The 17,186-nt window shown below is 48.1% G+C and carries 15 protein-coding genes and 1 pseudogene; 10 read left to right on the top strand and 6 right to left on the bottom strand.

Annotated elements, in window-relative coordinates; genetic code table 11:
- The first annotated feature begins 139 nt into the window (after positions 1-139).
- Together AC566Q_RS09250 and AC566Q_RS09245 are read left to right on the top strand one after the other, a co-directional pair.
- Entirely contained in the window at positions 140-1,357 is a 1,218-nt protein-coding gene (locus AC566Q_RS09250) for a hypothetical protein (RefSeq protein ID WP_499616015.1), read from the top strand.
- Between the two features lie 71 nt (positions 1,358-1,428).
- Positions 1,429-1,782 (top strand): hypothetical protein, encoded by a 354-nt coding sequence (locus tag AC566Q_RS09245; RefSeq protein ID WP_146129616.1) that lies wholly within the window; start codon positions 1,429-1,431, stop codon positions 1,780-1,782.
- Here AC566Q_RS09245 and AC566Q_RS09240 read toward each other — a convergent pair whose 3' ends face one another.
- The 4 genes from AC566Q_RS09240 to AC566Q_RS09225 form a co-directional block, all read right to left on the bottom strand.
- Positions 1,783-3,801 carry a putative bifunctional diguanylate cyclase/phosphodiesterase gene (locus tag AC566Q_RS09240; protein WP_499616012.1) on the bottom strand — a complete coding sequence of 673 codons (2,019 nt, stop codon included), beginning with the start codon at positions 3,799-3,801 and terminating at the stop codon, positions 1,783-1,785.
- 72 nt (positions 3,802-3,873) lie between these two features.
- Complete coding sequence (locus tag AC566Q_RS09235; RefSeq protein WP_105936065.1) at positions 3,874-4,314, bottom strand: tellurite resistance TerB family protein; 441 nt, start codon at positions 4,312-4,314, stop codon at positions 3,874-3,876.
- A 97-nt stretch (positions 4,315-4,411) separates the two neighbouring features.
- Positions 4,412-6,088, bottom strand: a complete 1,677-nt coding sequence (locus AC566Q_RS09230) for a fused response regulator/phosphatase (protein WP_105936066.1) — start codon at positions 6,086-6,088, stop codon at positions 4,412-4,414.
- Positions 6,089-6,108: 20 nt separating this feature from the next.
- On the bottom strand, positions 6,109-6,411 hold the full coding sequence (locus AC566Q_RS09225; protein WP_105936067.1) for an STAS domain-containing protein: 303 nt from the start codon (positions 6,409-6,411) through the stop codon (positions 6,109-6,111).
- Between the two features lie 135 nt (positions 6,412-6,546).
- Here AC566Q_RS09225 and AC566Q_RS09220 point away from each other — a divergent pair, with 135 nt between their 5' ends.
- The 3 genes from AC566Q_RS09220 (at position 6,547) to pheA (ending at position 9,136) form a co-directional block, all read left to right on the top strand.
- Positions 6,547-6,873 carry an SUI1 family translation initiation factor gene (locus tag AC566Q_RS09220; RefSeq protein ID WP_123324160.1) on the top strand — a complete coding sequence of 109 codons (327 nt, stop codon included), beginning with the start codon at positions 6,547-6,549 and terminating at the stop codon, positions 6,871-6,873.
- 56 nt (positions 6,874-6,929) lie between these two features.
- Positions 6,930-7,730 carry a response regulator gene (locus tag AC566Q_RS09215; RefSeq protein WP_499616007.1) on the top strand — a complete coding sequence of 267 codons (801 nt, stop codon included), beginning with the start codon at positions 6,930-6,932 and terminating at the stop codon, positions 7,728-7,730.
- Between the two features lie 221 nt (positions 7,731-7,951).
- Positions 7,952-9,136, top strand: a complete 1,185-nt coding sequence (gene pheA, locus AC566Q_RS09210) for a prephenate dehydratase (protein WP_105936070.1) — start codon at positions 7,952-7,954, stop codon at positions 9,134-9,136.
- Positions 9,137-9,169: 33 nt separating this feature from the next.
- Here pheA and tyrA read toward each other — a convergent pair whose 3' ends face one another.
- Together tyrA and AC566Q_RS09200 are read right to left on the bottom strand one after the other, a co-directional pair.
- A complete protein-coding gene (gene tyrA, locus AC566Q_RS09205; RefSeq protein WP_105936071.1) occupies positions 9,170-10,321 on the bottom strand; it encodes a bifunctional chorismate mutase/prephenate dehydrogenase in 1,152 nt (383 codons plus the stop codon).
- A gap of 3 nt (positions 10,322-10,324) precedes the next feature.
- On the bottom strand, positions 10,325-11,416 hold the full coding sequence (locus AC566Q_RS09200) for a 3-deoxy-7-phosphoheptulonate synthase (RefSeq protein ID WP_105936072.1): 1,092 nt from the start codon (positions 11,414-11,416) through the stop codon (positions 10,325-10,327).
- A gap of 331 nt (positions 11,417-11,747) precedes the next feature.
- Here AC566Q_RS09200 and AC566Q_RS09195 point away from each other — a divergent pair.
- The 5 genes and pseudogenes from AC566Q_RS09195 to AC566Q_RS09175 all read left to right on the top strand — a co-directional run bounded on the left by AC566Q_RS09195 (position 11,748) and on the right by AC566Q_RS09175 (position 16,837).
- Positions 11,748-12,426: pseudogene (locus AC566Q_RS09195) on the top strand (ABC transporter ATP-binding protein).
- Complete coding sequence (locus AC566Q_RS09190) at positions 12,423-13,412, top strand: HlyD family secretion protein (protein WP_105936074.1); 990 nt, start codon at positions 12,423-12,425, stop codon at positions 13,410-13,412. The pseudogene AC566Q_RS09195 and the gene AC566Q_RS09190 overlap by 4 nt, the downstream one beginning before the upstream one ends.
- Complete coding sequence (locus AC566Q_RS09185) at positions 13,402-14,400, top strand: HlyD family secretion protein (RefSeq protein ID WP_499616001.1); 999 nt, start codon at positions 13,402-13,404, stop codon at positions 14,398-14,400. The genes AC566Q_RS09190 and AC566Q_RS09185 overlap by 11 nt, the downstream gene beginning before the upstream one ends.
- The gene (locus AC566Q_RS09180) at positions 14,397-15,581 is read left to right on the top strand and encodes an efflux RND transporter periplasmic adaptor subunit (RefSeq protein ID WP_240622027.1); all 1,185 of its coding nucleotides are present in this window, start codon (positions 14,397-14,399) and stop codon (positions 15,579-15,581) included. Before AC566Q_RS09185 ends, AC566Q_RS09180 begins: the two co-directional genes overlap by 4 nt.
- Positions 15,581-16,837 carry an ABC transporter permease gene (locus AC566Q_RS09175; RefSeq protein WP_105936076.1) on the top strand — a complete coding sequence of 419 codons (1,257 nt, stop codon included), beginning with the start codon at positions 15,581-15,583 and terminating at the stop codon, positions 16,835-16,837. The genes AC566Q_RS09180 and AC566Q_RS09175 overlap by 1 nt, the downstream gene beginning before the upstream one ends.
- Positions 16,838-17,186 lie beyond the last annotated feature (349 nt).

Below are 17,186 nucleotides of genomic sequence, written 5' to 3'. Positions count from 1 at the left end.
CAGCGTTTTTGTAATAACGGTAAAGCCACCAAGCTACTTTCAATGCTCGCAGCCCCGCAGATAAAGCAAATAAAGCCGCGAGTAAACTTGTGAAAACCCAGGGCTTGGATTACTTTTAATGCATCAGTATGTTTGGTAAATGATGATGTGGTTTAAAAAGCATTTATCTCCTGTTGTCTGCCTGCTTAGCACCTTTTTTATGCTTGTCCCGGCTGCAAGCCAGGCGGATGTGGAGCTGGCCTCCGGGTTTAAGGTGTCCGGTTTCGGCCGTGTTATTGGCGGCTATCTGGATACCGGCGATGCCGCTTATCTTGATTACACCGATGAGTTCAAGTTTGACAGTCAGTCTCTGGCAGCATTGCAGCTCGATTGGCAGGCAACTGATAAACTCAGCGTCACCTCGCAATTACTGGCTCACAGTAACTCAGATCGGGAATCTGGTGTAGAATGGTTATACCTGACCTATCAACTCAATGACAACTGGCAGTTTCGTGCCGGAAAACAGCGTACGCCTTTTTTCCACTATTCCGACGTGCTTAATGTTGGTTTTGCTTATCATTGGATAAACCCGCCTCAGCAACTTTACAACGGTGTACTGTTCCCTACCTATGAAGGGGTGAATGTTAATTATCGGTTTGGTAACGAAGACATACAGGCATCCATTGAAGCCTATTGGGGCAGTTATAACGATGAATACGAAATTGCCGATGTACAGGTAAAACCCGATGTAACGAATCTGCATGGTTTTATTGGTCGGATAAATCGTCAGAATCTGCAGTTTACGCTGGCTTTCCATCGTGGCGATATCGATGTGACCCTGCAGGAGCTGGATGATTTCCGCTCAATTCTGCAGTCTGCTGGTTATAGTGTGTCGGCAGACTCCCTGTCACCGAAAGGCAAAGTAGAAGTGTTAACTGCTGGTCTGTCATATCATAGCTTTGATTATTTTGCAGAAGCTGAGGTGATGAAACTCATAGGCGAGCCATCGGCATTTCCGGCTATGCTCAGCGCTTACCTGACAACCGGCATCTACAGTCCGCCTATGACTTACCATGTTACTCTGGCGACATCGTCAGTTTCATATCCTGAGCCTACAAATGAGATCCCCCTTGGACTCTCGCCAGAGTTAGACGTTTTATCTACCGCTTACGAATCGATTTTTGACCAGTTTAACCGTGACTCACTGAACAGTATTGCCATTGGCATGCGCTACGATTTTAACGCCCACTTCGCTATCAAAGGCGATGTATCCTTCTTGCGCGGACAAGGCCAGCAGAGAGCCTTTTTTGAAGTAAAAAATGCTGACTTCGACAATTCTGCCACGCTATATCAGGTGGCTTTGGAGTGGGTGTTCTGATGAAACGTTTATTCCTTTTAACTTGTCTGTTAGTCAATTGCCTAGCGACTCATGCTAAAAGCAGTGATCATGTGGTCGTTATAACGCGTCAGGACTCATCCATTAATACCATCAGTAAATCTCAACTGAGAAACCTGTTTATGAGTAATCTGGCATTGCCTGACGTAACACCCATTGCACTGTCGCCGGGAGAAGTGGCCCGCTCGATTTTTAACATCAGGGTCATCGGACTCACCGAGTCACGGATCCAGGCATACTGGGCGCAAATGCGCTTCAGCGGTCGGCAACAACGGCCAGAGACCGCAGACAGTATTGATGAGCTGATTTTAATGATAGAGTCTTCAAAAGACACCATAGGGTATCTGCCGGAAGGCACGCCATTACCCGAAGATATTAAGATAATTTATCGCAGCTCTGCGCAGTAACTAACCAGCCTGACGCTGATAGTCCGGTTGGTTTTTAATGTCGGCTAATGGCCGGGGTTTACTGAACAGGTATCCCTGTAGCGTGTCGCAGCCTAACGCCTTAAGGTATTCCCACTGCGAAATCGTTTCCACACCTTCGGCGCAAATCTTCAGTGACAGCCGCCGCGCCAGATCGATAATCGAGATAGTCACCAACCGACTGCGTTCAGAGGTATCCAGCTCCATCACAAACTGACGGTCAATTTTGAGGGTATCTATCGTAATCCGGGTCAGATAGCTTAGCGACGAGTAGCCGGTGCCAAAGTCATCCAATGCGATGGTACAACCGAGGTTGTGCAAGCGCTTAAATAAGGATTCGCTGGTTTCAAAGTTGTCGAGGTAGGCAGACTCAGTTACCTCAAACTCCACATTCTCCGGATTGACGGAGTGAGCCTGAAACGCATTATATATCCAGTCAAATAACTCGCTATGACGCAAATCATGCACCGATAAATTGATCGCCAGGCGTATTTTAGGTGTGTAGATACTCATCAGCTCGGCCAGTTCCTTACTGGCCTGATTAAGTACCCACTGGGTAATAGAAGTAATTTTACCCGCCTGTTCAGCGACCAGGATAAACTCAGAGGGCATGACCGGACCTAACTCAGGATGGTGCCAGCGAATTAGCGCCTCCAGCGAATCAATCTCGCCATTCAGGTTAATTTTAGGCTGATAATGTAAGCTGAACTGGTTTTCTTCTATCGCCGCTTCTATGCTGTTGGCGATGAGGATCTTGCGCTTATGAGATTCCGACATCTCAGGGTCGAATATTGTATAAACACCCCGCCCCCGCGCTTTTGAACGATACATGGCAAGGTCGGCATTACTCACCAGTTGACTGAGGTCGTAACCGGCTTCGCGGGCTTTCGCCACGCCAATACTCACGCCAACTCTCAGCGACAGGCCTTTTAGTTTGAAAGGCTCTGCAAATGCCGACAATACCCGTTCCGATACGGTGGCCATATTCAGTTCAGTAACATCGCGGTCCGGGATGATTAAAAACTCGTCACCGCCCAGCCGGGCGAGAATATCACCATCACGCAGAATAGCTTTCACCCTTTCAGCCACTTCGATCAGGATCATATCGCCGGTTTCATGACCTAAAGAGTCGTTGATACCTTTGAAGCCGTCAAGGTCGAAAAACATCAGGATCAGGTCGCTGTCTGCACGCTTTGCCCGCGACAGTTCAATTCGAATCGTATCCATTACAAACTGCCGGTTAGGTAAACCGGTCAGGCTGTCAAAGTTGGCCAGCCGGGTCATGGTGACCTGCTGCTCCATCAATGTTTGAGTTTGCTGCTGGTTAATTGATAGTTCATCTTCAATGGTCGCCATCAGGCGGTTGATGTGTTCGCCAAGACGCTTGATTTCTGAGGTACCCTGCACATCATGACGGGAGGTGTAATCCTTGGAGTCGATGACCATCTGGGTAAAACGGGATAACAGCTCCAACGGCTTAAAGGAGCGCCGAAGCATTATTAAAGAAAGAAAAATAGTCGCAGTCAGAAGCAGTACCACCCAGGGTGTTGTTCTGAAAATTAATGAGCGGCGGCTTTCTGCCAGGCTGGTGTTCAGATCATTTACGATCAACAGATAGCCAACCGGGAAAGCCTGTTCACCGATACGTTCCAGGCTAATCAGTTTGCCCTGTTCAATGTTAATTCCCAGTTCATACACTGACGGATCTATCGGCGGGTCCTGTAAGCCCTGCTCAGTTCGGCGTGCGCCGCGCCCTACGTAATGCTCAACCTGGTTATACTCGTTGTCATAAATAGTGGCGTTGATCACATTATTGTACGGCTCAAGCCTCAACAACACGATACTCAGCGCAAAACTATCCCTCTCGGTCTGCTCCATGTAGGGCACCAAGTCGTTAGCCATATTGCGGGTTAGCGCGAACAGGTTGTTCTTCTGCGATTCGAGAAAAAGTTCTTCATGTTCAGCAACAGCGAGCCAAAGCACCCATGTTGAAGATGTCATCACAACGATGCTCAATATCACGGCCATCGCCGTTCGGATACTACTGAACATTATAAAGGTTATCTCATCATCTTATTTCGTGGTCTGCACTTCCAGCTTTGCCTTAATGAAACGGCTATGAGGAATATAAAGCAGGTCGGCAATCTTACGTATTATATGTTCTTCATCCGGGCTCAGCGTTGCATCTGCGAAAGCAATCTGCCATAACCCTCTCATCACCCGCTCCTTGTGTTCAGCACTCATTCCTTCATTTAATGCTTTGGTAAACTGTACTAAATCTACGGCTTCTTCTGAACGTTTTTCACCCACACTGACAATATTTGTTATCTCTTCTTCAGTCAGATCAAAGTTTTCGCGAATTAGTTGTTTAAGTGTAGCCAATTCACGTTCATCGGACAGGCTATCTGCTCTGACCACCTCACTCAATAACGCCGCAGTAGCGATCTCCACCTGATGAGGGCTCTGGCTGACTTCTGGTGAATCTTTAAACAGATTCAGGATGGATTTCAACATGCTTTACTCCGCTTTGCTATTGTCCATTAGTTCATTAATTTGACCGCGAACTGAGCCAGGAAATCTTTCGTTAATCCTGCGTTTTGTAGCACTGAACCTAACTGGGGATATCGGCATCATCAATAATGGGAGCAATGGGTAGTATTACTTTGATTTGCTTGCCAGAACCGGATATTTGCAAGGACTGACATAATTCTTTTATCAGCACGAAACCGCGGCCAAAGGTTTCATCTTCGCAATTTTTAAGCGATGCCGCGTCAAAACCAGGGCCACTATCCTGCATACTAATTTCCAACACGTTTTCTGGCATCAGCCGCTCCACGGTAATCCAGATATCGCCCTGCTCCAACTGCTCAATTCTTTCCGTGCGCTGTTCATAATATTCAATGAACCCTTCCGGTTCGGCTTTCAGGTCTGATGATAAGCCCAGAATGCCATGCTCTATGGCATTGTTGGTAAGCTCGGTGATAACAGTAAACAGCTCAGAACGTATCGCGGCCAGACCCGGAATACTGTTTACGATAGCAACGACCTGGTCGATCACCTGAGCGTCTTTAATGTGTTGCGCGGTTAAATGAAATGACAGATTAAACGGAATTGGCTCAGCCAGCAGCTCCGGGAGTTTAAACTGAAATGGCCTGCTCTTGAACAAGACAATGGTAATATCATCTTCAGCCGCAGCTCCGGCGCGATAGAGCTCTGCCTTATCGACCAATAACTGAGCATTTACCTGGTTGTTGCGGGTAAACCACTGTTCCACCCCTTCCTCGCCAAGCATCCCTAATTCTTTATGATGACTTTCCATCAGGCCATCAGTGTAGAGTAGTAAGGTATCGCCCCACTCGGTTTCAAAATTCTGGGTCTGGTTGTCAAACTCGTGATCTTCGAGAATGCCCAGCGGCATATGCTGTGGATCAATTAGCAGTCGAATCTCCTGCTCTGGTGTTTTCACTGCCAGCCTGGGCAGGCCACCGCTCCACAGCGTAAAATTTTTGCCGTTAGCATGAATCTCGAGGATGCTGGCCACGCAAAACATATCAGCAGGTAATAAGTTAACCAGCAAGCGATTAAGCCTTGAGGCCATCTCGCCCACAGCCAGGCCTTTTAATGTCATGGCCGTAAACAGTTGGGCAACCGGTATAGCGCCAATCGCCGAAGCCAGACCATGACCGGTAAAATCGCCGATAAACAAATAAACCCCGCCGGAGGGGCTTTGCTCACATAAAAACAGATCGCCGTTGAATTGTGCTTCAGGCTGGGTATAAAAATCGAAATAATCCGTGGTTATTGGATTGCGACCAATGGCATTATCAAAAATATGCTCAACAATATGGTGATTTCTTTCCACTTCCAGTTGGAAATACGTGAGCGACTGGTTTTTATCCTGAATTTCCAGACTCAGCTGCCGGGTTCGCTCATGGGCTTTTACCTTGGCATGCAGGATGATTTTTTCAAAGGGTTTGGAAATAAAGTCATCGCCGCCGCTTTCCAGGCATTTTACCAGGCTTTGTTCGTCATCCAGACTGGTAATAAACAAGATGGGTAAATAACAATCCGGTGACGAGGCTTTGATTTGCGGGGCTGCTTCTATGCCCGACATCCCCGGCATGATCACATCGAGCAAGACAATATCCGGCTTATGCCGCCGGGCTACTTCAACCGCTTCCAGGCCATTGCCTGCTTCGATAAAATCACTGTAGCCCGCTTCAATGAGTATTTCCCGCAGCATAATGCGGTTGATTTCTTCATCGTCAACTATCAGGATTTTTATCATGCAGAGACCACTACCCGCTTCTATTGAATATCAAACTTTTTATTAAATCGCGAAATTTGCAGGATCCGCGCTATTTGTGGTCGGGTATTCAGGATACGGTAGGTTAACTGGCGCTCTGCCAGTACTTTTTGCATATTCAGCAACATGCCCAGAGCCGAACTATCCATATACTGTGTGGCTGATAAATCAATGTCGATTTGGTTTACCCGGGGATCGAGATCTTCGTAGGTATTACGAAACTCGGTTACCAACGAGAAGTCAAACCGCTCACCAATTTTAATGTTGAAGGTCGAATCATTGACAACTTCAGCTTTTATACTCATTTGTGCTCCCACTCACAACTGGCGTTTGCTACTATTAATACTAGCAACGCGTTAATTTATCCACTGCAGAATAAGTTGTTACAACCACTTCGGCTTATTTGATTGTAGTCCAGTTTTAAAGAGTTACAGCAAAGTATGCAAAATTCGAGACTCGTTTACAGCACTGATGGCGGTAAAGTCGATCAGTCCCGGCAAGCAGCGGACACCCGCTCGGTTAATAAAGATGGAATCGCCCGTATTCAGCGCGAAACCAAAGGTCGCAAAGGTAAAGGGGTATCTATCATTACCGGGCTCGACCAAAATGCTGATGAATTAAAAGCGCTGTGTACTGTATTAAAGAAAAAATGTGGCTGTGGTGGCGCGGTTAAGGCCGGCACCATTGAGCTGCAAACTGACGCCAGGGATAAAATTCAGCAATTACTTGAACAGCAGGGTATCAAATCCAAAGTGGCAGGTGGTTAGTACTAATCCAAACGTCAATATAATAACAACCAGAATACACAACGAAGAGAATTTGAATGGAAAAGTTATCAATCTCAGATCTGAATATCGTGTTGGTAGAGCCTTCCGATACACAGCGTAAGATTATTTCCGGCATGCTCACAAAAGAAAATGTGAAGCAAATCGACACCGCAGCCAACATTGCTGAGGCCACAAAAGTGGTTGAGCTGCACGGTGCCGACCTGATTGTCAGCGCCATGTATTTTGAAGACGGCACGGCGCTGGATTTACTCAAATTTACCAAAGAACATGCTTCTTATAAGCATATTCCTTTTATGCTGGTGTCCAGTGAATCCCGCACCAGCAAGCTTGAAGAATTTAAACAAGCCGGTGTGGCGGCTATCCTGCCGAAACCGTTTGAAACAATTCATTTGCACCGGGCGCTGAATGCCAGCCTGGATTTGCTCAACACCGACGAACTCGAACTCGACCTGTTTGACATCCATGAAGTACGCGTACTGCTGGTAGATGACAGTAAGCTGGCCAGAAATCATATTCGCCGGGTATTAGAGGGCATGGGGCTGCAAAAAATTAAAGAGGCAGAAAATGGCGCCATGGCGTTAACGCTGATTAAAGACGAACCCTTTGATTTGGTGGTTACCGACTACAACATGCCAGAGATGGACGGCCGGGAACTATCCGAGTTCATTCGCTTTAATCCGGAAACGTCGCATATCCCGATCATTATGGTGACCTCCGAAGCCGCTAACAGTGTTCACATGGCCAATATCCAGCAAACCGGTGTCAACGCTTTGTGTGACAAGCCCTTTGAACCGGCGGAAGTGAGAACCATGTTGGCGGCGCTGCTGAGTGACTAAGCCTGTCAAGAAATACCCATGAATAATATTACCTCACGCGTAAAAATGGGTTGACAGTCAGCCAGTGGCGAAATAAAGTACCGGTATGAAATTATGTAATCCAAACATCATCGCTCGCTTCTTCGTGTTTATCACCTTCATCTGAGGGAGGATACGTAGCGCGTGCGAACAAACCTCCCTACGGGAGGTTTTTTTTTGCCTGAAGTGTTAAGAGAGAATTTATGTCTGCCCCTGAATTAGATCAAATTAGAGAGCGTATTACAGCGCTGGATACCGAGCTACTCAGCTTGCTATCTGAACGTCGTGGCCTGACCAACCAGGTTGCTGAAACCAAAATCAAACACCATATTCCGGTGCGCGACCAGGCTCGCGAAGAGCAATTGCTGATTCGGCTGATTAAAGAAGGTCAGCAAAAAGGACTAGATGCCCACTACATCACGCAGATTTTTCATGTGATCATTGAAGACTCGGTATTAAACCAGCAGGCGATGCTGGCCGAGCGAGCCAACCCCGGCAGCGCCCTGCCTCTTAACCGTGTAGCGTTTTTAGGTGATCGCGGTTCATACAGCTACCTGGCCACCCAGAAGTACTTTTCCCGTCGCCCTGGCGACTTGTTAGAGCTGGGCTGCCAGAGCTTCCGCGAAGTGGTTGGTAAAGTAGAAAATAATGAAGCTGATTACGCCGTGCTGCCGGTAGAAAACACTACCTCAGGCAGCATTAACGAGGTTTATGACCAACTGCAGAATACCGAATTAAGCATCATTGGCGAACTGACTCACGCTATCAAGCATTCCCTGCTGGTTGCCAAAGAAACCACGCTAGCCAATATCAAAACGCTCTATGCACACCCTCAGGTGTTCACTCAGTGCAGCCACTTCCTGGCCGAACTGGGTAATGTTGAAGTAAAAACCATGGATGCCACTTCTTCGGCCATGCTAAAGGTGAGTGAACTGAACCGTGACGATGTGGCGGCTATCGGCAGCGAAGCCGGCGGTAATCTGTATGGCCTGTTTGCCATCAAGTCGAACCTGGCTAACCAGAAAGAAAACCACAGCCGTTTCATCGTAGTGGCCAAACAGCCGGTAGTGGTACCGTTACAGGTACCGGCTAAAACCACATTTGTTATGTCGACCGTGCAAAAGCCGGGCGCTCTGGTTGAGGCCTTGATGGTGCTTAAAGAAAACAACATCAACATGACTAAACTGGAATCCCGTCCGATCCCGGGTAACCCGTGGGAAGAGTTATTTTATATTGATGTGGAAGGTAACACTCAGGATGGACCGGTGCAGAGTGCGTTGATTGAGCTCAAGCGCATCACCCGTTACCTGAAGGTGCTGGGTTGCTACCCCAGTGAAGAAATTAACCCCACTAAGGTTGCGGCATCAAAAGCGCTGACGGCAGGGTAATTTTTATCTGAGAAGTGCCAAACAGGGCACTTCTCAGGTTCTCAGCATTTGGTCATCATCAGCTTTTAGCAACAGGCGTTTACTATCTACCAGGCAGGTTTTTGCGTAATCACCAAACCACTCACCAATGCCGTTGAACTGGCGAATAAATTCGGCTTTGTCTCCTTTGTCCAGAATAGACAATGCTTCACCAAAACGTTGGTGGAAGCGTTTTAATAATAAAAAGTTTTCAGGGTTATTAAAGATTATATCGGCATAAAGTTGGCCGGATTGAGCAAAAAGGCGTCCAACCATCGCCAGTTCCAGCCTGTAGATAGGTGAACTGAGCTGAGTAAGCAGATTAAGGTTAGGGTTTTCACCGGCCAAATGGGCACCGTAAACAAAGGTGTTAAAATGACGCATAACCTGAATAAACGCCATGGCTTTGTCGTGTTCCTGAGCAGTGACCTCAAACAGCGTGGCGCCCCAGGTTTTCATTTGCCCCAGTAGCCAGCTGTAGTGCGACGCTCCGCGTCCGTGACATACCACCACAACCTGCTTGATCATACCCGGCGCATCCGGTCCGAACATTGGATGTAACCCGACAACCGGCCCTTTGTGAGCCTGCATCATGGCATCCAGCGGCTTATGTTTGATACTGGTGATGTCAGCCAGAATACAGTCTTCAGGCAAACTATTGAGTTTGGCCACCACGTCGACAGTAAGGTTAATAGGCACTGAGACGAGCACCAGACTGGCTTCAGCAAACAGGCTGTCGGCCCGGCTCCAGTCGTCTTTTTCGAGAATTTCTACATTGTAACCACTACGCTCGAACAGACCGACAAACACTTTACCCAGTGCGCCGGCTCCACCGATAACCACAACCCGTTTTATGCCCGGGTTAATACACCGGTAGCGATTGTTCTGAGTATGGTAGGATTCACGCATAATACGGCGCATGAGATCTTCGATTAACGACCCGGAAACACCGCGTTCTGCAGCCTGTTCCCGGCGTTTTTCGAGCATTTGCGCTTCCCGTTCCGGCACATAAATGGGCATGCCGGTTTTGGCTTTGACTTCACCCACTTTACTGGTGAGTTCGGCGCGTTTTGCGAGAATGTCGATGAGCTGGTTATCCAGCTCATCAATGCCATGACGTAATTCACTCAGTTGCTGAGCAAACTGTTCGTGGTCGTTCTGTGACATAGATTAGGCTAATTCCGTACGCTTGTTTTGACGCAATGGTAGCACAGTAATCAGTTTGTCACGCATTTGATCCAGCAGGCTTTCGGTGGTTTCCCAGTCAATACAGCCATCGGTAATCGACACTCCATATTCGAGATCTTTAAAATCGACACCGTCAGACTTCTGGTTACCTTCTTTAAGGTGACTTTCCAGCATGATACCGATGATCGACTGGTTGCCCTCAAGGATCTGATTAACCACATTCTTAGCCACCAGCGGTTGACGACGATAATCCTTGTTGGAGTTAGCGTGTGAACAATCCACTACCAGACCAGCAGTAAGGCCGGCTTTGTCCATCCATTCTTCGCATTCAGAAACACATACCGAATCATAGTTAGGTTGCTTACCACCACGCAAAATAATATGACCATCGGGGTTACCGGCAGTTTCGATAATACTCACCTGCCCTTGTTTGTTGATCCCCATAAAGCGGTGAGATGACGCTGCTGAGCGTAAAGCGTTTACCGCAATATCAAGGCTACCGTCAGTACCGTTTTTAAAGCCTACCGGCATTGACAGACCACTGGCCATTTCGCGGTGAGTCTGTGACTCTGAGGTACGCGCACCAATAGCGCTCCAGCTGAACAGCTCCGCCAGGTACTGTGGACTGATAGGATCCAGTGCCTCTGTTGCAACCGGCAGTTCAAGCTCGGCAAGCCAGATCAGTAATTCACGCGCTTTGCGTAAACCGGTTTCAATATCAAAGGTATCGTTGATATGCGGGTCGTTAATTAACCCTTTCCAGCCGGTGGTGGTTCTGGGCTTTTCGAAATACACGCGCATTACGATATACAGGGTGTCTTTATAGCATTCGTGCAGCTCTTTCAGTCGCAGTGCATAATCTTTAGCCGCTTCAATATCGTGAATCGAACATGGGCCGCACACCACCAGTAAGCGATGATCACGACGGTGGATAATGTCAGAAATGATCTGACGGGATTGTCGGATAACCTCCAGGCCTCTTTCTGAGGCGGGAAGTTCTGCCGCCAGCGCGTCTGGCGTTACCAGTACCTTCTCTGCGCTAACGTGAATATTGTTAATAGTGTCCTTAATCATAGGGTCGCTCTTATTGGGTGAAAGTCATTTCAATGCCGCTTCAACAAGGCCTCAACCTTTTTAATAATTAAAGCAGAGCCGGGCAAAAAATACAGATGTACAATTATATTTACAGTGAAATATTACTACATTGCTTTAAGGCGTTGACTTTTTACCAAGAATCTATAAGCGAAGCAAGTGAAAGTTCCAAATTTATACTTATTTGTAACGAACTGTTACCAGAGCCCATGTGGCGTATTTATTGGGTTGTATGATAACGCAGACACCACTAAAGTAGCATTCCAATGTCTGAGAATCTTATCAACGACAAAATAAAAACGAGCGAAGACAGATGATTACACTCAAGGATATTCGTAAGAGTTTTACCAATGGTGAAGAAACCATTGGTAAAACTCAACGATGTTTCTTTATCCATTCAGGAAAATGAATTTGTCGCCTTTATGGGCAGTTCAGGTTCCGGCAAATCAACCATGATGAATATTCTTGGTTGCCTCGATACGCCCGATAGCGGCGAATATTTGTTAAACGGCAATGCCGTGAATGAGTTAACCGATGAAGCTTTGTCAAAAATTCGCAATGAGCATATCGGTTTTATTTTTCAGACTTTCCATCTGCTGCCCAAACTGGATGCTATTGGCAACGTCAAGCTCCCCCTGCGCTACAGCGACGTGTCGGAGGAAGAAGCGACCCAACGTGCCCAGGCCCTGCTGGAAAAAGTAGGCCTTGGTCACCGCATGCACCATCGCCCTTTTGAAATGTCTGGCGGACAACGCCAGCGGGTTGCTATTGCCCGGGCCTTGATTAACCGTCCCACCATGATCCTGGCGGATGAGCCTACCGGTAACCTCGATAGTAAAACCTCTGACGATATCATGGCCCTGCTCACCGAATTACACCAGCAAGGGCAAACCATCGTAATGGTCACCCACGAAGAAAACATTGCTGATTTCGCACAAAAAGTGATCACCATGAAAGACGGCCAAATCATCAGCGAGAAAACCAACTCATGAGACAATCAATTGTTTACTTATTGATGTGCGGCCTCAGCATGTCGGTATTGAGTGCCAAAGCAGAGGATACTGCCAGTCAGCTAATCGTGACCGGCAAAGTCACCTCTTCCAATGTACAGGTTGTTTCGGCACCGCGCACCGACCGCTGGAATATTCAAATCCAGTGGATGGTTGATGAAGGCAGCATTGTTGAGCCGGGCGATACCATTGCGCTTTTCGACTCCGGCAGTGTGGATGCTCAGCTGGAACAAAATGAAGATTCACTGAATACCCAGACCCTGGAAATGGAAAGTAAGCGGGTGGAGCTGGCTCAGGCCGTGGCCGATGCGCGCAGTGCGTTGAAAATTGCCGATCTGGAAGTCGAAAAAGCCCGCATTGAGGCCGAAATTGAAAGTACCGACGTTAGTGAGTATGACAAGGGCCAGTACAAACTTGCACTGGAGCGCGCGCTGGTAGAACAGTTTAAAGCCCAACAGGCACTGGAACAAAAGCTGATTGAGCAGGAAAACACGCTGCAAAAGCAACAAATTGAAATTACCAAGCTGGAAGAGAATATCAATTACCAGCGCTATCAGTTAACCCGCTTAAAAGTAGAGTCGACTATAGCTGGTGTTGTCAGCCATATGTACCATCCCTGGACCAACGAAAAAATTACCGCCGGCACCACCTTACAGGCCGCCATGAAGGTAATGGAAGTACAGGATATCAAAGGCTTTAAAGTGGATGCCTGGGTGCACGAAATAGATGCCGACCGCGTGGATGTAGGTCAGCAGGCGCTGGTTTCTCTCGATGCCTATCCTGGCCAGAGCTATACCGCAACGGTCACCAGCGAGGTCTCTCAACCAGAGAAGAAAGCCGGCTGGGGCGACAGCGCTTACTACCAGATTGAGCTGTCGTTTACCGATATGCCCGACAAAAAATTACTGCCGGGAATGAGTGTCCGGGTGGTTATCCCTGCGGCACAGGAGTTAAGTCATGCACGTTAAGTTTTCTGTTTTGCTGTGTGCCGCATTAACGCTCGGCGCCTGCAGCAACGATAAGGCGATTGAAATAGCGTCGGAGAAAACGCTGAGCGCCCCGCTCACCGCTTCTGGTGAAATTGTGTCGCTGGACAGTGCCAGTGTGTCACCGCCTTCGATTCGTGGCATGTGGCAGATGAAAGTGCAGTTTCTGGTGCCGGAAAACACCAACGTAAAAGAAGGCGATATGCTGCTCAAGTTTGATGGTCAGCAATTACAAACCAAGCTGATTGAGCAACAAAGCGAGCTGGATGCTGAGAAAAAGAACTTTGAGAAAGAGCTGCTCGAAAACGAAGCCCGGGCCGAAGAGTTAAAGCTGGCACTGGCTGAGGCCCAAATGAACTATGAAAAAGAAAAACGTCTGGCGGAAATCGTTGATATTTCTACTAAGCGGGTCGAAAAAGAAAAGCAGCAAAAAGAGTTTGAAATAGCCAGAGCTAGACTGAATCAGGCTACGCAACAGGCCAAACAGTTTGCCGAAACCCGCAAGCTCAATGAGCAACTGGCGCAAAGCAAAATTAACCGTTTGCAATCCAAGCTCGGGCAAACTCAGCGCTACATTGCCAAGCTCACGGTTAAGTCACCCAAGCCAGGCTTGATAATGTACAAAGCCGCGCCGGATGGCGAAAAAGTTGCGGTAGGCGATTCAGTCTTTATGGGCCGCACCATTCTGACCATTCCTTCACTGGATAAGCTGGCGGTTAAAGCCCAGTTTGATGAGGCAGACACAGCTAAGCTAAGCATCGGATCAAAAGTGAAAGTGACGCTGGACGCCTACCCTGAAGTGCCTTACGCCGGCAAAATTGTCTCCCTTGGTGAAGCCTATAAAGAAAAGTCCTCCACCAATCTTAGTATTGTGTTTGATGTGCAAATTGAACTGGAAAAAATCGACCCGTCGCGGATGCGCCCAGGCATGAAAGCCAATATCGAAGTTCAGGAGGATAACTTATCATGACGCCTAAGTGGTTTACCTGCCTTATGGCAGCCTTACTATTGAGCGGTTGCAGCGAAACAGAACAAACAACCCCCACCTACCAGGTTGAACGCCAGCCCTTTGAGCTTATGGTGCCGGTAAAGGGTGAGCTGGAAGCCGCCAGTGCAACGGCCATTGGCGCATCGAGCCGCCGCCCGATGACCATCGCGTGGCTGGAAAAAGAGTACACCAATGTTAAAAAAGGCCAGTTAATCGCCCGTTTTGATGCTGAACAGCTTAACCTCGACATGCGCAGGGAAATGCTCGCCATGATGCTCCTTGAGGAAGACATGAAGCTGAACCGCTCTACCCTGACACAAGAAGAGCTCGACGTAGAAATGGACAAGGCGCTGGTGGTTAAAGAGTTTGCCTTTGCAGACGAATTTACCATCGATGATTTGCGGGTCTATTCGCGTATCGAAATTATCGAAAACATGCAAAACAAAGAATACCTCGGTGCCAAAGACAACTACCTGGACTGGAAAAAAGAAAGCGTGGTGGAGCAAAACTCCAGCGCCATAGACGTCTTAAGTATTCGCAAAAAAGGCAGTGAGCAGAAGTATAACCAGATTAAGTCAGCCATTGAGACGCTTGAGATTCATGCGCCATACGACGGCCTGCTGGTATACGAATCTAACTGGCGTGGCGAGAAGCCATCGGTAGGCGAAACCGTATTTCCGGGGCGGCCTATCGCTAAACTTCCGGACTTGTCGAAAATGCAGGCCAAGGGCTACGTGCTGGATAAACAGGCCATCGGCCTGGCTCCCGGCCAGCCGGTTACCATCTCCCTGGAAGCTTACCCTAACAAGGTATTCACCGGCACCTTAAAACAGGTTTCGGGCTTCTCCAGAACCATTGCCCGAAACGATCCCACTAAGTACTTTGAGGTGACGATAGATATTGACGATCAGGACTCACCTATTCTCTCTCCGGGGCGCAAACTAAATGCCCGGATTGAGGTATCCAAAGGCGAAAGCAAGCTGATGGTGCCGATTCAGGCCATCTACAACGAACAGGGAGTCAACTACGTGTTCCGTAAAGATGGCGCTGGCTTCAGCCGCCAGCAAATTCAAATTGGCCAGAAAAACCTGCACTTTGTGGAAGTCACCAACGGCCTCAGCGAAGGCGATAGTATTGCCCTGTCGTACCGGGAGCTTATTTAATGTTAAACCAACTTACGATAACCAAAACCCGGTTGCTGGTAAGCGACGCTTTACATGAATTACTGGCACAAAAACTTCGCACTTTCTTAACCCTGCTGGGCATGATTTTTGGCGTTGGCGCGGTAATCGCTATGCTCAACATTGGTAAAGGTGCGGAGCAGGAAGCGCTAAAAATGATTGGTTCAATGGGGTTACAAAACCTGATTGTAGAATCCAAAAGCTACACCGCCGAAGAGCTGAAAGATATCCGCGAAGAGTCGCTCGGCCTCAACCTTGCTGATGTGGAAGCCGCCATGGCGACCCTGCCCTTTATTACTCACTACAGCGGTGAAAAACAGATTAAGCTATTTGCCCTCTACAGCGATTTTGCCAAAGCTGATGCATCAGCCGTGGGCGTTACCAGCAGCTACTTTGACCTTGCCAGCATGACCGCTGCTAAGGGCCGCTTACTCAGCGATGATGATGAGTTGCACGTATCGCAGGTTGCAGTGCTCGGCGCCGATGTCGCCAACACCCTGTTCCCTGATAAAGATCCGCTAGGCCAGTTTCTTAAAATCAACCATGTGTGGTTTGAGGTCGTTGGCGTGATTGCGGCACCAGAATTTAATAAGGAAGCCTTTCAGGGCGTGAAAATTAACGGTGACAGAAACCGCGTGTTTATCCCGTTATCCACCAGCCAGAAAAAGCTCAACATGGAACCCCTCGCCAGCGAACTGGATGTGGTGAAGTTTGAAGTCGAAGATGATTACTCTACCGTACTGGCGGCGAAAGCCGTTACCCAGTTGCTTGCTCAACGCCACGGCGGCATTGACGACTACAGCCTGATCATTCCGGTGGAACTGCTGGCACAACAGGAAAATACCCAGCGCATCTTCAACATCGTAATGGCGTGTGTGGCCGGTATCTCATTACTGGTTGGTGGCATCGGCATTATGAACATTATGCTGGCAAACGTGCTGGAGCGTACCAAAGAAATTGGGTTACTACGTGCAGTAGGTGCCACTCAGCAGGATATTAAATTGCAATTTATCGCCGAGAGTTTTGTAATTTCAGTGATTGGCGGCCTGTTGGGGATTTTCTTTGGCCTGGTGCTATCCGAGATTATCGGTTTCTACTCAGACTGGGCAGTAAGCTGGTCGCTTACAGCGATTGTACTATCAGTATCGATTTGCCTGTTGGTAGGTGTTGGCTTTGGCGTATTCCCCGCCATAAAAGCCTCAAAACTAAACCCAATAGACGCCCTCCATTCAGACTAAAACCGGACACAGTCCGGTTTTATCCCGGAAACTCCGCAAGGGGTTATCCGGGATTGCTCTTAGGGCTCACTTTAATACCGCATACCTTAAGCGGCTTTAGCCGCTACCCAGTATCTCATGAAAAGTTTTGCTCACACAATAAGACTACTGACTTTTTAGCAGATCCCGGGTCAGCGGCCGGGATGACATAACTATAAATCGTCATCCCCGCATGCTTTAAGCGGGGATCTCCTGACATGCTATTGTGGGTTTATTATATCCTTGAGGAAAAAAGCTGTTTGAGACGAGCCAGCCTTTTTAGAAGATCCCGGCTCGGCGGCCGGGATGACTGTATAATTCAGCCGGTATT

Source organism: Alteromonas sp. H02 (assembly GCF_059682525.1).
Note: the sequence above shows the minus strand (reverse complement) of the source record. Positions and strands in the feature narration are given on the sequence as shown.

What these genes read in the sequence shown, in the direction of transcription:
- AC566Q_RS09250 (WP_499616015.1), top strand. Translation starts at nt 140, where the DNA reads ATGATGATGTGGTTTAAAAAGCATTTATCTCCTGTTGTCTGCCTGCTT.
- AC566Q_RS09240 (WP_499616012.1), bottom strand. Translation starts at nt 3,801, where the DNA reads ATGACATCTTCAACATGGGTGCTTTGGCTCGCTGTTGCTGAACATGAA.
- AC566Q_RS09235 (WP_105936065.1), bottom strand. Translation starts at nt 4,314, where the DNA reads ATGTTGAAATCCATCCTGAATCTGTTTAAAGATTCACCAGAAGTCAGC.
- AC566Q_RS09230 (WP_105936066.1), bottom strand. Translation starts at nt 6,088, where the DNA reads ATGATAAAAATCCTGATAGTTGACGATGAAGAAATCAACCGCATTATG.
- AC566Q_RS09225 (WP_105936067.1), bottom strand. Translation starts at nt 6,411, where the DNA reads ATGAGTATAAAAGCTGAAGTTGTCAATGATTCGACCTTCAACATTAAA.
- AC566Q_RS09220 (WP_123324160.1), top strand. Translation starts at nt 6,547, where the DNA reads ATGCAAAATTCGAGACTCGTTTACAGCACTGATGGCGGTAAAGTCGAT.
- AC566Q_RS09215 (WP_499616007.1), top strand. Translation starts at nt 6,930, where the DNA reads ATGGAAAAGTTATCAATCTCAGATCTGAATATCGTGTTGGTAGAGCCT.
- pheA (WP_105936070.1), top strand. Translation starts at nt 7,952, where the DNA reads ATGTCTGCCCCTGAATTAGATCAAATTAGAGAGCGTATTACAGCGCTG.
- tyrA (WP_105936071.1), bottom strand. Translation starts at nt 10,321, where the DNA reads ATGTCACAGAACGACCACGAACAGTTTGCTCAGCAACTGAGTGAATTA.
- AC566Q_RS09200 (WP_105936072.1), bottom strand. Translation starts at nt 11,416, where the DNA reads ATGATTAAGGACACTATTAACAATATTCACGTTAGCGCAGAGAAGGTA.
- AC566Q_RS09190 (WP_105936074.1), top strand. Translation starts at nt 12,423, where the DNA reads ATGAGACAATCAATTGTTTACTTATTGATGTGCGGCCTCAGCATGTCG.
- AC566Q_RS09185 (WP_499616001.1), top strand. Translation starts at nt 13,402, where the DNA reads ATGCACGTTAAGTTTTCTGTTTTGCTGTGTGCCGCATTAACGCTCGGC.
- AC566Q_RS09180 (WP_240622027.1), top strand. Translation starts at nt 14,397, where the DNA reads ATGACGCCTAAGTGGTTTACCTGCCTTATGGCAGCCTTACTATTGAGC.
- AC566Q_RS09175 (WP_105936076.1), top strand. Translation starts at nt 15,581, where the DNA reads ATGTTAAACCAACTTACGATAACCAAAACCCGGTTGCTGGTAAGCGAC.